Origin of the sequence: Anabaena sp. CCY 9613, from assembly GCF_963920895.1 — a bacterium.
Lineage (GTDB): Bacteria > Cyanobacteriota > Cyanobacteriia > Cyanobacteriales > Nostocaceae > Cyanocohniella.
Map to the genome: position 1 here is coordinate 121,452 of NZ_CAWUDE010000010.1, position 14,261 is coordinate 135,712.

The 14,261-nt window shown below is 42.1% G+C and carries 14 protein-coding genes and 1 pseudogene; 5 read left to right on the forward strand and 10 right to left on the reverse strand.

Translation table 11 applies throughout. From position 1 onward, the window contains the following. Positions 1-31: 31 nt before the first annotated feature. Together ACM0OT_RS13690 and ACM0OT_RS13695 are read right to left on the reverse strand one after the other, a co-directional pair. Entirely contained in the window at positions 32-475 is a 444-nt protein-coding gene (locus ACM0OT_RS13690; protein WP_414564884.1) for a hypothetical protein, read from the reverse strand. Positions 476-582: 107 nt separating this feature from the next. Beyond that, on the reverse strand, positions 583-3,615 hold the full coding sequence (locus tag ACM0OT_RS13695; protein WP_414564885.1) for a valine--tRNA ligase: 3,033 nt from the start codon (positions 3,613-3,615) through the stop codon (positions 583-585). Positions 3,616-3,677: 62 nt separating this feature from the next. On the opposite strand from ACM0OT_RS13695, the gene ACM0OT_RS13700 reads away from it, so the two are divergent. Further along, positions 3,678-4,103, forward strand: coding sequence for a GxxExxY protein (locus ACM0OT_RS13700; RefSeq protein WP_414564886.1), 426 nt, complete (start codon positions 3,678-3,680; stop codon positions 4,101-4,103). A 448-nt stretch (positions 4,104-4,551) separates the two neighbouring features. Here the strand turns inward: ACM0OT_RS13700 and ACM0OT_RS13705 are convergent, their stop codons facing one another. Next, a complete protein-coding gene (locus ACM0OT_RS13705) occupies positions 4,552-5,808 on the reverse strand; it encodes an FGGY-family carbohydrate kinase (protein WP_414564887.1) in 1,257 nt (418 codons plus the stop codon). A gap of 159 nt (positions 5,809-5,967) precedes the next feature. Here ACM0OT_RS13705 and psaM point away from each other — a divergent pair, with 159 nt between their 5' ends. Both psaM and ACM0OT_RS13715 read left to right on the forward strand, forming a co-directional pair. Continuing rightward, the gene (gene psaM / locus ACM0OT_RS13710) at positions 5,968-6,063 is read left to right on the forward strand and encodes a photosystem I reaction center subunit XII (RefSeq protein ID WP_006196319.1); all 96 of its coding nucleotides are present in this window, start codon (positions 5,968-5,970) and stop codon (positions 6,061-6,063) included. Between the two features lie 742 nt (positions 6,064-6,805). Beyond that, a complete protein-coding gene (locus ACM0OT_RS13715; protein ID WP_414564888.1) occupies positions 6,806-7,216 on the forward strand; it encodes a hypothetical protein in 411 nt (136 codons plus the stop codon). A gap of 373 nt (positions 7,217-7,589) precedes the next feature. Here the strand turns inward: ACM0OT_RS13715 and ACM0OT_RS13720 are convergent, their stop codons facing one another. After that, positions 7,590-8,309 (reverse strand): tetratricopeptide repeat protein, encoded by a 720-nt coding sequence (locus ACM0OT_RS13720; protein ID WP_414564889.1) that lies wholly within the window; start codon positions 8,307-8,309, stop codon positions 7,590-7,592. A gap of 455 nt (positions 8,310-8,764) precedes the next feature. On the opposite strand from ACM0OT_RS13720, the gene ACM0OT_RS13725 reads away from it, so the two are divergent. Together ACM0OT_RS13725 and ACM0OT_RS13730 are read left to right on the forward strand one after the other, a co-directional pair. After that, complete coding sequence (locus tag ACM0OT_RS13725) at positions 8,765-9,229, forward strand: hypothetical protein (protein ID WP_414564890.1); 465 nt, start codon at positions 8,765-8,767, stop codon at positions 9,227-9,229. A 23-nt stretch (positions 9,230-9,252) separates the two neighbouring features. Next, positions 9,253-9,807, forward strand: coding sequence for a glutathione S-transferase family protein (locus ACM0OT_RS13730; protein ID WP_414564891.1), 555 nt, complete (start codon positions 9,253-9,255; stop codon positions 9,805-9,807). A gap of 42 nt (positions 9,808-9,849) precedes the next feature. On the opposite strand, the gene ACM0OT_RS13735 is transcribed toward ACM0OT_RS13730, so the two are convergent. The 6 genes and pseudogenes from ACM0OT_RS13735 to ebsA all read right to left on the reverse strand — a co-directional run bounded on the left by ACM0OT_RS13735 (position 9,850) and on the right by ebsA (position 13,774). Continuing rightward, positions 9,850-10,341: a YajQ family cyclic di-GMP-binding protein gene (locus tag ACM0OT_RS13735; protein WP_414543146.1), complete on the reverse strand. Its 492-nt coding sequence runs from the start codon at positions 10,339-10,341 to the stop codon at positions 9,850-9,852. A 176-nt stretch (positions 10,342-10,517) separates the two neighbouring features. After that, complete coding sequence (locus ACM0OT_RS13740; protein ID WP_414564892.1) at positions 10,518-10,940, reverse strand: MAPEG family protein; 423 nt, start codon at positions 10,938-10,940, stop codon at positions 10,518-10,520. A gap of 129 nt (positions 10,941-11,069) precedes the next feature. Continuing rightward, positions 11,070-11,573: a DNA recombination-mediator protein A gene (locus ACM0OT_RS13745; RefSeq protein ID WP_414543144.1), complete on the reverse strand. Its 504-nt coding sequence runs from the start codon at positions 11,571-11,573 to the stop codon at positions 11,070-11,072. A gap of 99 nt (positions 11,574-11,672) precedes the next feature. Continuing rightward, positions 11,673-11,813, reverse strand: a pseudogene (locus ACM0OT_RS13750) (hypothetical protein); the annotation flags it as partial. A 29-nt stretch (positions 11,814-11,842) separates the two neighbouring features. Beyond that, positions 11,843-12,940, reverse strand: a complete 1,098-nt coding sequence (locus ACM0OT_RS13755; protein WP_414564893.1) for a phosphotransacetylase family protein — start codon at positions 12,938-12,940, stop codon at positions 11,843-11,845. A gap of 459 nt (positions 12,941-13,399) precedes the next feature. Continuing rightward, complete coding sequence (gene ebsA, locus ACM0OT_RS13760) at positions 13,400-13,774, reverse strand: type IV pilus biogenesis protein EbsA (protein WP_414564894.1); 375 nt, start codon at positions 13,772-13,774, stop codon at positions 13,400-13,402. Positions 13,775-14,261: the final 487 nt, after the last annotated feature.

Here is a 14,261-nt window from a genome sequence, read left to right on the forward strand (position 1 = left end):
TACTTCCTTATCCCCCTGATATTCCTCATCTTTAAGATTCACCTTGAGATTCCCGTTGGCTAAAATTTTTTTCACGTTTGATACTTTCTTCTAAAGCTTGAATTTGTTCCCGACGGGCTTCCAATTCTAGGGAACGTCGCGCCAAGTCTTGATTTTGTAAAGTTAGAGATTGTCGCCAACTTTCTGCTCTTTCTGCTTCTTGTTGCAAATCTTGGGGCGACATACCAGCGCTGAGGTAAGTTTGGACTAAATTGAGTACCCAATCACTAGCTTCTTCCAGCTTCTCAATATCACCACTCTCAGCAAGCTCCACTAAAACTAGCAATTTCTCGCTCATAGTGTTGCCTTTTCCTAACAAAATAAAAGCTTCTTCGGGGATGATTACCCAAAGATTTTCTGATTCTTGACGTGCCAACAAACGTAACTGGTACTGGTCTAAAAATTCGTTTTTACGTGCTTGGGCTAGATATAGCATGACTTTATATTTTAGATTTTAAATTTCCCAAATATTTTTTTGGTTGAGTTTTTTGAGAAACTTGTCAAGATAATGGTTAAGTACTACTCAACCATTATCCATTGCAGTTACGCTAAAGTACGCAAGCGATCGCGTAAGATTTCCGCTTGTTTGGTAGCCTCAGCTAAAGCATCCCTAGCACCCTGTACCACATCGGCTGGGGCTTTATCTACAAATTTGGCATTGCTTAACCTCGCACTTAAAGAGTTAGCTTCGGTTTCGGCTTTGTTCAAGCTTTTTTCCAGCTTGGCCCGCAAGGTGGCAATATCTACTACATCGCCACTTAAGGGAATTACCACTTGTACAGTACCCACAACCCCAGCGATGACATTTTCTCGTGTTGCTGGCTCTTGTAATTGTGTTTGTGGCTGTTCCTGATCTGTAGGTGTCTGGAATAACTTAGCCCAAAACTTACTTCTTACCTGGGGTTTAAATACATTTTGGGACACAAACCATGTGACATAACCCAAACCAACTATTTCAAAGAAAGTACCCACAATGGGAATGTCATTAATCGCATACCCCGCAGCTAAACCTATTCTGGCGAAGACTAACCCGACAATTATCCAGCCAATGGTTTTCAAACCCCGCTGAGGTTTCTTTTCAATCACTGTTTGGCTGATTTCTGCTTTTGGAGATACTACACCAATGCCAGTAATAGTTAAATTCTCCACCTTAGCCAAGTCTTGAATATAAGATTGTCCCGCACAAAGGATTTGCTCTTCCTGGGGATTACCCGTTTCTAAATTCGCCGTAATTTTTGCCCCTGGCTTAATATCTGCTTCAGCGCGTAAATTACGAATTGTGCGGATAGTGCCAATTAACAGTTCAAACTGTGCTTCCAAAGTGGGATTAATCAGGTTATTATCCGCTTCTGGATAAGGTTGTAAAGATAAAGTTTGCTGAGAATCAGCTGGCTGTTGGGTGAGAGTTTGCCAAATTTCCTCAGTGATGTGGGGCATAAAAGGATGCAACAATTTTAAAATCCCTTCCAGCACATAGGCGAGAATTTGTTGAGCAACCTTCCGGGATGCGGGGTCAGCATCTGGTTGCAACCGGGATTTCACTAGTTCAATATACCAGTCGCAAAAATCACCCCAGATAAACTCATACAGACCCTTAGCGGCTTCCCCCAAACCATAATTATCTATGTAATTATTAGTTTGGTTGATAACTTGATGATACCGAGAAAGAATCCAGAGGTCGCTTAGTTCTGTGGCAATTGGTTGACCTAGTTCTACCGGAGTTTGTCCTTCTAAATTCATCATCACAAACCGGGCGGCATTCCACAACTTGTTAGTAAAATTGCGGGATGCTTCCACCGATGCAGACTCATCCTTTTTGCGATCGTACTCTAACCGAATATTTTGACCAGCACCAGCCACTTCCTTAATCAGGGTGTAGCGCAGGGCATCAGTACCATATTTGTCAATTAATAACAGTGGGTCAATGCCATTCCCCTTGGACTTCGACATTTTCTGACCGTTTTCATCCAGCACCAACCCGTGGATGTAAACATCTTTAAAAGGCATTGTGCCAGTAAAATGTCCTGCCATCATGGTCATTCTGGCAACCCAGAAAAAGATAATATCAAAGCCAGTAACCAAAGCACTGTTGGGGTAATAAGTTGCCAAATCTGGAGTTTGTTCTGGCCAACCCAAAGTTGAAAATGGCCAAAGTCCAGAAGAAAACCAAGTATCTAGTACATCTGGGTCTTGTTCTAGCTGGACATTTTCACCAAATTGTGATTTAGCTTTTGACCAAGCTTCATCGGCTGACTTAGCGACAACAAACGGCGTGTTATCAGTAATTTGACCACCCGTTTCACTTACCGCATACCAAGCCGGAATTTGGTGACCCCACCACAATTGGCGAGAGATACACCAATCTTTCAACTTCACTAACCAATCACGATAAACCTTAGTCCAGCGTTGGGGGACAAACTCTGGTGAATTTTGATTATCGAGAAATTCTAAAGCTTTATCAGCCATCGGGCGAATTTTCACAAACCACTGAGTAGAAAGGAGAGGTTCAACGGGGACTTTGCCGCGATCGCTATAAGGAACGGTATGCTTATAATTTTCTACCCTCACTAACACACCATCTGTATCTAAGCGAGACACCACATTCTTTCTAGCAACAAAGCGGTCTTGACCTTGGAACTCCCCAGCGTTATCGTTGAGAGTGCCGTCTTTGTTCATGATGTTAATCATCGGCAAATTGTGACGCTTACCCATTTCAAAGTCATTGGGGTCATGGGCGGGAGTCACCTTCACACAACCAGTCCCGAATTTGGGGTCAACAAACTCATCACCAATAATGGGAATTTCCCGATTCATAATTGGTAAAGTCAGAGTTTTGCCAATCAAATGCTGATATCGTTCATCATTAGGGTTAACAGCCACAGCCGTATCACCCAACATAGTTTCTGGTCGAGTCGTCGCCACTTCTACAAAACCAGAATTATCGCTGAGAGGATAACGGAAATGCCAAAGATTACCATCAACTTCTTGGTTATCCACCTCCACATCAGACACCGCCGACTGAGAAGCGGGACACCAGTTCACCAAATATTCGCCACGATAAATTAAACCTGATTCATAGAGACTCACAAAGGCTTCTAAAACAGCTTTTGATAAACCTTCATCTAAAGTAAAGCGTTCCCGTGTCCAGTCAACCGAGACACCCAGGCGTTTTAACTGGTTAACGATTGTACCTTCAGAATCAGCTTTCCACTGCCAAGCGCGTTCTAAGAATTGTTCCCGTCCCAGTTCGTAGCGAGTTTTACCTTCTTTCTTAAGTTGCTTTTCCAGCATCGAGTGGACGGCGATACTGGCGTGGTCTGTTCCGGGAACCCATAAGGTGTTGCGTCCTTTCATTCGGTGGTAGCGGATGAGGGTATCAATTAAGGCACTCTCAAAGGCGTGACCCATGTGTAAACTGCCGGTGACATTGGGAGGGGGAATGACGATGCAGTAGGGTTGGCCGGGGTGGTTGGGGTCGGCTTTGTAGGTTTGGTTTTCTTGCCAAAATTTTTGCCACTTGGCTTCGGTGGAGAAGGGGTCGTAAAGACTAGGGAGATTGGAAATTGTTGCGGTCATGCTGGGAAAACTAACTGCGGAAGGACTTTAATAAATTTTGCCATAGGGTTGGAGAGGGATTGATGGAAACTAACCGCCAAGACGCCAAGTACGCCAAGAGAAGGGAGCCAAGTCAGGAAGTAGATAGGCTTGCTTATGCTGTAATTGGAGCAGCAATTGAGGTACATCAACTGTTGGGGCCGGGGTTTTTGGAGGAAGTGTATCAGGAGGCGCTAATTATAGAACTATTCAGGCGTGGGATACCGCATGAAGTGGAGAAGTGGGTCACAGTAAATTACAAAGGAAATGAAGTAGGTAAAGGTAGATTAGATTTTTTGATCGCCAACTGTCTAATTGTGGAATTAAAAGCTGTCCAGAACTTAACTCCAGTTCACGAAGCCCAAGTCCTCTCCTACCTCAAAATGACCAAACACCCCCTCGCCCTTCTCATCAACTTTAATGTCCCACTCCTCAAAGACGGCATCAAACGTATTATTTTGTCTTATTAATCTTTTTCTCGGCGCACTTAGCGTCTTGGCGGTTCGTAACTCCGTGTTCTCTGCGCGACGCCACTTGCTACAAGTAGGGACACCCGCCCAAGGCAGTGGCTCCTCTACGGTTCGTTATTCTAATACTAATAAAGGGGATAGATGACAAGCACCTACCCCCAAATAGCTGCCCAGATAACTAACCTGGAACCTGATAATCTGGTATCTAATGAACCTAGTATCAACCGAGATATATCTATCTGTCACCGGGATAGATACGGATATAGACGATATTTATGAAAAAATAGTAAAGAAGTTGGAAAAAACATTCATTACCGGAAGCATTACAAATCAAGTAATATTCATAGGACTTACCACTGGCTAGGAAAATCAAGGCTTTAAGATTGCTTCCCTACGGTCGCAATGACGACAATACGTGGTTGGTTACGTAAGTCCTGATTCATCTTTTTCATCTTCCTATCCCTTGCATCGCCAAAAGTGCTGAACCATAAGCAGCTTCTGTATTTTCAGACGCAACCACAGGTACTTGTAAATACCGTTGACGAATAGCAGTCCAAGTAAAATTCGCTGCACCACCGCCAGCAGTATAAACGTGAGTTAATTTATCTGCACCCATTTGCTGTAATAATTCATACCCATGCCCTTCTATTCGGGCAATACTTTCTAACAAACCATGCAAAAATTCCACCGGATTATCTGGACGCGGTTCCAAGCGTGGAGGTAAATGAGGATCATTAATGGGAAAGCGATCGCCTGGTTGCAACAATGGATAATAATCTAATTCACTGGCTTTTGTACTATCAATTTCACTGCTAATTCTTTCTAACTCAGCATCACTAAAAAATTGCTTTAACACCGCACCACCAGTATTAGAAGCACCACCAGTCAGCCACAAGTCACCTAAGCGATGGCTGTAAATGCCATATCGCGAATCTTCTACGCGAGTCCTACTCAATAATTTTACTGCTAGGGTTGAACCTAGAGAAGTCACTGCTTCCCCTGGGGATTTTGCCCCACTAGCTAGAAAAGCCGCAATACTATCAGTCGTACCAGTACACACTAGGCAATCATGCGGCAAATTAAACTGAGTGGCAAGTTCTGGACGTAATTCTCTGACGGGAGTACCAGGCGGTAAAACTTTGGGTAGCTGAATGGGTATGTTGAGTTGTTCCAGCCATTGGGGATATCTTAGCTGTTCCACGTCATAGCCCAGCTTTAAAGCGTTGTGATAATCGCTAATCCCCAAATACCCATGTAGGAGAAATCCCAACCAATCGGCTTGATGCAAAAAATATCTCGCCTGACTAAAACTCGGTTGTTGCATCATCCACAGCAACTTAGCCAGGCTGGAAGTGGCACTCAACACATTATGATGTGGCGGGGCAATATTCCTCAATTGCTCCACCATTAATGATCCCCGCGCATCGTTGTAAAGTAAAGGTGTATCTACAGGTTTACCGTCGGCATCACTCAACAACACCGTAGACGAAGTACCATTAATAGCGATCGCCTTTATTCCTGGCTTCAATTCATCAGGGATTTGTGCCAGCAGACTCCATAAAGCTTTCTCCCAAGCCGCTGCTAAGTCCAAAACTGCCGCTGTTTCCCAGGGATACCTCATTTCTGCTTGAATGTCAGCTTCATGGTTAATTATCACGCCCCTGGCGCCAGAAGTGCCGAAGTCGATCCCCAAATAAAAGTTCATAATTTTTATAAATTTTTTTACTGAAGAATAACTAATGACCACTGGTTAATCATTGCTTTTGTTGCATCTTGTAACAAGATATTCCACAAACTCGGCAAAACAGTGAAAAGTAGTAAACGAACTGATCAATATTGAATTGAGTTTAGGAGGTATCCGACCATGCCTATATCAGACACCCAAGTGTACATTGCTCTGGCTGTGGCGCTGATTCCAGGAATTCTGGCTTGGCGTTTAGCAACAGAACTTTACAAATAACGCCACGTTCTGACATGGAAAGTGGGGCGTACTAAACATCGCCCTACTCTCAAGCAACAATCAGGTTAAGCCTGGTTGTTGTTTGCAAAATAAAAAAATGTAGCGCTGCCAATAGTCACAAATTAAGTTGCCGCCTCCATATTTTATTAATTTATGTATATTTAGCAACTATTTATTTATTAAATTTACGGAGTTTATTGATGATAAATTCTGGTGTAAATATCACTATGTTAATTAGCTAGAACTTAGTGGTAGCAAGCTATAAGCCATATGTTTTTCTACAAAAGCTAGCAATTTCAATATAACTAACTATGGCGACTCAAAAGACTTTTTGATTACAATGAGTCACATTGTAATCTCCCAAAAGAGGGAAATTTTTGGGGAGCGATTGATCGCTATAATCACAACCTGGAATTGACATAATCTCCTAAAAGACTAATAATCTGGCAAACCAGGTGCAGTTTCCAGATAGCACGGCATAATTGATTGCCCATTTCCAAACAATAAAACGCTTGCAGTATCGGAATTGCAAATTACGAGTTACGCGCAGCGTTACTAATGGCTAGATGCCAGAAATTCTTGAACACCAGTTACTTACGTATGCTGTATTAATTTTGAACTTTCAGCACACATGTAACAATTTCAGAAAAATGAAGTACCATAACAGCTAAATCAAGCTGTAGTCAATGCCAGTGCGCTTTCTATGATGTTGCCATTTAATCAGTAAGGTTCTTTTAGCATAATGAACGCGAGTCAACCGTCTAGACCCCCGCTACAACCTATACCAAAACGCCGGGTTATTCCTCGACCAAAACGGCATCTTCGTCAACGTTCTTACCAAGTGATGGCCCTGGAAACTACAGCAAAGATAGCGGTTAACTTTGCGATTTCAGCAGCAGCAGTATCTGCCCTCATCCAACTTGTGCCTTATTACTCGATGCAGCAAGACAGATTGAGAGAAGTCCGCACGGAAGTCAAACTGATGGAAGAACGTGTCGATAGTTTACAAAAGGAATTTAACCGTAACTTTGATCCCCATCAAGCTAATAGTATTAGGCAACAGCAAGCGTATCGATTTGACCCTAACCAACTTCCAGTCGTCTTCGTGAATGGAGATGGCAAGGAAGCGGAAGTATTAGAGTTATTACCGTAAAAGAAATATGAAGTTGGGGATTTTGCAACAGAGGCGCTGAGGCTAGAGTAATAGACTCTACCGACATCACAAGCGTTGTATATATCGGTAATATTACTTACTAGTACTCCAATTTGACGGTAAGCACGGCTATGACTATGAAGGCTTGATACCAGTCGCCTGGATGAGGTTAACCCTCCCGTAGTGCTGGTTCACCATTCTCAATCAGTGAAAAGCCTATTTTTTAAGACTTTTGATTTTTGCCTTGCAGTATCTAGTCATCAGCAATAGTTGAATTCACAATTAAGAATTTAAACAAATAATTTTGAATTTTTAATTGTGAATTCGTGAGAGTGGAAAGTAAAACCTGAAACACCAAGGGATCATCTACCAATCAAAATTCCTCAGGATTCAGCAGATCGTTTAGCCAATTTTCCAGTTGTAAACGTAATCGACAACCAGACATATCCCTTTTGTGATTTAGTGAAGGCAATTGAGTAAGGGCGCGACGATAATCAGCGATCGCACAATTCCAATCCCCCCACAGATGGTAAGTTCTACCCCGTTCTGCCCAAATATGACCTTCTAATTGACCAAACAGCAGTGCTACCTCAAAAGTCTCAATGGCCTGTTCGTATTGTTCTAAGTCACGTAAGGTAATGCCACGGTTAATCCTTGCCCGGACATAACTAGGATTTAAATCAATCGCCTGTTCGTAGTCGGCCAGCGCTGCGGCTAATTCTCCACAAGCTGCATAATAATTTGCCCGATTGTTGTAAGCGCTAGCTAATTTGGGATTCAATTGTAGGGCTGTGTTGTAATCACACAAAGCTTTTGACAATGCACCACTTTGAAAATAAATTAATCCCCGATTGTTGTAATCAACGGCATTGCGCGGATGGCGATTAATTAATTCGGTGAGTAAGGCGATCGCCTCAGTATAATCTCCTTGTTGAGCTGAATTTAAAGCGCAAGAGCGTAAGTAGCTGTCCCCTAAAGCAGATCCACCTCTACCATTAGTCTCATGCCTTTGAGCATCCATTGTACTCTTAGACACAAATTTGTATCGGTTATTTTGCTGCTTATCAGAAGCTAAAAATGAGTAATTCTTCATATTTTATTGCCTGAGCTACCTGCTCTTTGAAATCAATTTACAGTTTTCGTAGTTGTGGTAGTTTTGCCCCTGTATCACTTACTAATGTGTCTATTGACACTTACACTTGAATACCAACGCTGAATTTAAGCTCATACATCCAACAAAGGAAAGACTCTACCTTCCTCAAACAATTAATGCTTAAACCTAGTAATTAATACTTCACCCGTAAGTTGAATTCCAGAAATAGCAAATATCAATCTTTAAGACGAGTCAAATAGTGAGAGCAACAAATTGGTAGAATGCCAACAAGCCGTTTCTGGAGAGATAGAGAAGAAGACACAGGGACACCGTGATGCCAGAATGTGTGTGAGTAGCCTTTTGAGATGGCTGCGGCTACTGCTGTGCCAGTGTCAAGGTTTCTTTGGTCTCTAGTACAATTCGGTAGAATTTTTCAGTGTTGAGAAAATTTTTTTATGACGACAGCAATTTCTTATCAAGATGCACCCGATCTAACTGCTGATGATTATATAGTGATAGGTCTATCAACTTGCTTCATCAAGGAAGACGGAGAAGTTTATCAAGTTGAAGTTGTCGAACCCATTCCCTCAGCGGCTTTAGAAGCTCTGTTTAAAGGTATTCCCACTTCATACAAGCTAGCTTATGCAACAACGTTGGCTACTGTACTCAATGGCGATACACCAATTCTCCCAGATGGGTTTCCCACGTCGGCGCAGCTGGGAGAAGAATTTGTTTCCCGCGTGTTTGCTGCTGCTCGTACTTACAAGCGTCGTGAAATTGCAAAATCCCTAATTCCCCTCGGTACAACCCACACTGATTTTCAGTATTCCACCGAACGGAAGCGGGTACTAAATGCTGCCAGAGTTGTCAATAAAGAAGACAACGTGAAACAGCATTCCCACACTCATAAAGTCCTGTAGTTTTAAATAAATAGTAAGTAATTATGCTGAAACTTTATGGTGGCGCTCGTAGTCGAGCGTCAATTGTCCAGTGGTATTTAGAAGAATTGGCCGTTCCTTACGAATTTGTGATGCTGGATATGCAAGCTGGTGAACACCGCCAGCCCGAATACCTGAAAATTAATCCAATGGGTAAGGTACCAGCAATTGTGGATGGGGATTTCCAGCTTTGGGAATCAGGGGCAATTTTACTGTATCTTGCCGACAAGTATGGTAAAACCCAACTTTCACCAGAAGAGAGGGGTATATTTTCCCAGTGGGCGTTGTTTAGCAATGCTACCCTCGGCCCTGGGATTTTTGTAGAAGCCAATCGAGAGCGAGAAATGCCTCGCTTATTAACTCCTCTTCAGGAAATTCTGGAGCAACAACCTTTTTTGCTAGGTAATGAGTTCACAGTTGCTGATGTAGCAGTAGGTTCTATTTTGGCTTACATTCCCATCATGCTCAAGCTAGACCTGAGCGCCTACCCAGCCGTATTGGACTATATCAAGCGCCTGTCTGAGCGTCCAGCTTTTCAAAAAAGCATTGGCGGCCGTTAAAAAATCATAATGTAGGGTGGAAAAATCCACTCTACAGGCTGTTTAACGATAATTGGTAAATTGCAAAGCCACAGGAAAATCTTCTTGTTTTACCCGCTGCATCACATCTTGTAAGTCATCCTTAGCTTTAGCAGAAACCCGTACAGCATCACCTTGAATTGAGGCTTGTACTTTTTTGAATTCGTCGCGAATCAATTTGGAAATTTGTTTAGCAATTTCCTGACTGATGCCTTTTTTGAGTGTGATTTCTTGACGGACACGGTTACCGCTAGCTGATTCAACTTTGCCAAACTCAAAAATTTTCTGAGAGAGGTTACGCTTGGCGGCTTTTTCTCGGAGAATGTTGTGAACAGAGTCTAAGGTAAACTCGCTGTCAGTGCTGACATTAATGCTTTGCTCGTTTAACTCAAGAGTAGTTTGAGTATCTTTGAGGTCATAACGGCCTTTAATATCTCGCACAACTTGATCAACCGCATTAACTAATTCTTGACGATCAAAGTCACTTACAATGTCAAAGGAATATGTAGAAGCCATAAACAATTTTGGATTTTAGATTGGGAATTAGAGGCTAAAGGCTAGAGGTTAGAGGCTAAAGGCTAGAGGTTAGAGGCTAAAGGCTAGAGGCTAGAGACTAGAGGCTAGAGGCTAGAGACTAGAAACTAGTTTTTTCCCCACTCCCCACTCCCCACTCCCCACTCCCCACTCCCTAATTAACTAGTAGCTTGGATAATGCTCAAAATGATGAGAGTAGCAGATCCAAGAGAGCCAATGCCAAACATGAGCGATCGCAACAGGGGTATATTCAAAATATAAAAAACTGAGTATAGCAACCGGGCGACAACAAAGGCGATCGCGGCCACTGCTGCTGTAGAAGAAGTTACACCAGTTACGTATGCCATCAATGCTGCGGTGGCAAACAACATAAATGCTTCAAAGGAGTTTTGGTGCGCCCAGGTAGCTCGTTGAGCATAAGGGGGCAGTTTATCAAATTTGGCGCGAGGAGTAGCCAGCGCCTCATACCCAATTTGCAGGCGCCCATAAGCTACCAGCAAAAACGGTAGATAAATCAAAACGGCGGCAGCAGCTATGGAGTACAAAAAAATATGAGACACAGGTATTTGCAATAGCGTCATTGAGTTAATCAATAGAACTAGTTAGTTATCCCTTAATGGGTAACAGGTAATTTGGCAAACCCAACTACCCATTACCAATTAGCGGTTCCCTATATCTATACATTACCTAGGCTAGAATTTCACTTCACTTTAGTCAAAGTAGAAAAGCGTCACCACTTTTCTTTGTTCTTCTGCATCTCCACAGGTTTGTAGTAGAGTGCGACTGTCGTGAAATGCAAAGCAAATCAGTTGCTGGCAGCGGGAGACAATCTCCTTATTACAAATATAGCTAGCTTCAGCTAGGGACAGATTATCATTACTGGGATTTTCTACCAGATGCATTACCTGTTCTAGTTGCTGGCGTGATTCATGGGGCTGGCGTTCCAAGCTTTGGGGTAGAATCACTGTCAATAAATTGGGGTCAGCCCGCATTGCTCCCTTAATGGCAGCTGAATTGGTACCTGTAGCCCCAGAAGTGATAACCCGATTGCCTGATAAAACCAGGGCATAGGTCATCATTTCAATTAAATTCTGATGCGTAATTGGCACATGGCGAGAACCCAGCAAGGCGATTTTTTTAGAACCCGTTTGCTGAATTGTCGCCAGTTCCTGCGCTAATGTATCGAGGTTGATGATGTCTGTTGACTGGCTCAAAGATGGACGTAATCAGATGAAACAACCCAGCTATTCTACCAAACAGAGTGTAGGTGCGAAGCCAACTTGAGTTACATATTGCTACATTTTCTGAATTGTCTAACTCAGTAGGTGGATAGCTTGGTCACACCAAACTAAGTAATATGTTTCATAACTCATGCCTTTGAGAAGGGTTAGATATTGAAACTTCGCTGTTTCTGGTAGTTTTTGGGGATTTTGAAACTGTTCCATGAATGTGAGTAGTTGCTGGCAATTTCAAAATTGTTTGACTACTTTTGATTAACCCCTGCGGGAGTTAAGCCTAGTTTCGATAACAAGCGATCAATGTCAAAATGCTCAGTCATTAACTGACGGATGCACTGAACCTTAATTGGTTCATGGACGCGCACTTGCCCAAAAGTACGGTCAACAATTTCTACAGTAGTGAGGGTATCTAAGTCAACCGACAAGATGGGAATTTCTAATTCTTCAGCCCGATTGAGAATAAATGCGGGTGGTGGTAGTTGTCCAGTGAGAATCAAGCATTGGGTAGAAGTTTCTAACGCAGCTTGTTGAATTTCTACGCGATCGCCTCCTGTGACTACTGCCATATTCCGACGTTTACGGAAATACTTCACAGCCGAATTGACATTCATGGCGCCAATGGCCAGGCTCTCTACCATTAAATCTAGGCGATCGCTACGACAGAGAACTTCGGCGTTTAACTGGTTTACTAGTTCGCCGACGCTGACACTACGTAGCAAGTCATTTTTCGGCAATGTTGCCAACACAGGAATGTCTTGCTGTTCTAAAAATGGGCATAAGAGATGATCTACTATTTCTAATTTGTCAGTAGGGATATCGTTGATGACAACTCCCACCAAGCGATCGCCCACACGTTGTTTAGCAGATAATAATGCCTCAACAGAAAGCACTGAATCATAACGGTTGATCAGCAACACCGCTGCGTCTAAGGCTTCAGCTACCTGTAACAAAGACAAATCAAACAGATATCCTTGTGTCAAATCGCCAGGCCCCTCTAGCAACACTAAATCTCCTCGAGAAATTTGTGAATATTGCTGTACTAGAGATTGTCGATAATCAATTTTGTCTTCGCCGCGCAAGCGTTTTTGCACATTGACTTCATCTAAAGCCAACATAGTGGGCGCAACGCGGTTTGTTGGCAGGTTGAGACTATGAGCAATAAATTGGACATCTTCCTCAACTACGCTGCCGCTAGATGCACTAAAACAAGTGCCTAATGGTTTGCCGTAGGCAATATCTAGTCCTTTTTGCTGTAGCTGATGAGACAAACCCAAAACAGTTGCAGATTTACCACTATAAGTCTCAGTTGAGCCAATCAGCAGACATTTAGCAGATTTCGGCACACATGCACTCCTAATTGCAAAAGGAAGTAGAACTAAGCTAGGTGTTTCCTAATTTTAGTTGCTTCCGGCGGCAGCCTCGAGTTCTTACAAGGTGGGATTTCCGAGAATGTACCTTTTTTTAGTATATTTTATTTTTTTAAGCTAAATATTTATACTTAAAAGACAAGGTATAATCTGGTATTAAATTATTTTCATTTTTAGAATAAATTTTATAAAATACTTCGTCGTCAAAACTCCTAAATTTGATGATGAGCATACAAGTCTGACATCTTCTTACAGATTATTTGATATCTAGCATTAAGAGTAATTACATAGAAATTAGTGATGTAGATAGTTAAAAATAGAGCTATAGGAGTTATTACTGCCCTCTTAATAGGATCGATGGCTGAAAATAACTCCATTTCCTAGCTTTGTTGGCATTAGACTTCTAAATATGCTGTTTTTGAACTTCTTACAGCTTTATTCGTCTATACGCAACACCTTACGATAGAAAGCTTGTGAAAAATCAGTCAAGCGATAGCGTTTATAATTTTCCATGAGTTCAATTAAAAAACTCATAAATTCAAAACTTGCCATCATCACTTCATAGCTGAGTTCGGCATTCCCTTCAAACTGAATCCGGCAACGGGTTAAATCTGAAGGCAGGGTAGCAACATTCCACGAGGCGACAAAGGGAATACTTTCACTAGCTTCGATTTTGCGTTGTCCTTCTAAAACACCTTTTTGATAGAGACTAATGGCATAAGGTAAAAAATTGCGCTTTGCACCCTGAATGTAAGGTAAGTACACGCTTGCTTGTTGTTGATTGGCAGGCTGGATTTGCTCAATAGACATTGTTAAATATTCCTCAAGTTATTCACCAACTGGGGATATTAGTGGATGTGAATATTATTCCCAAAAAATATCTATAGTTCACGCGAGGGCTGGTAAGAGACGCAAAATAAAAATATTTCATCACATGGGGATGAGGGGGAGAAAAGAAAAGAGATTGGTTTTTTGGCTGTTTTGTAAGATAAAGTATGAATAAATGTAAAAATTCTGGATTTCTGCTGTAACCTTGCTCAATTGTCTGTTTTGAGCTTTATAAAAGCCAATACCATATCCGAAAATGATAGTGTCTATAGAAGTAACTGCTAAGAAATATTAAAATTTCGGTTACAATGAGGCTGCATTGACTTTTATCGAAGCTAAAGCAATAACAGGAAAAATACCTGCTGTGAAGCGGAAAATAGTGTTACTGCTATTGATGGCAACAACAAGCTGTTACAAACTCGCACTTGCTATTATTTCATTCAGTGACTTGACAAACTTGATTGTGAGT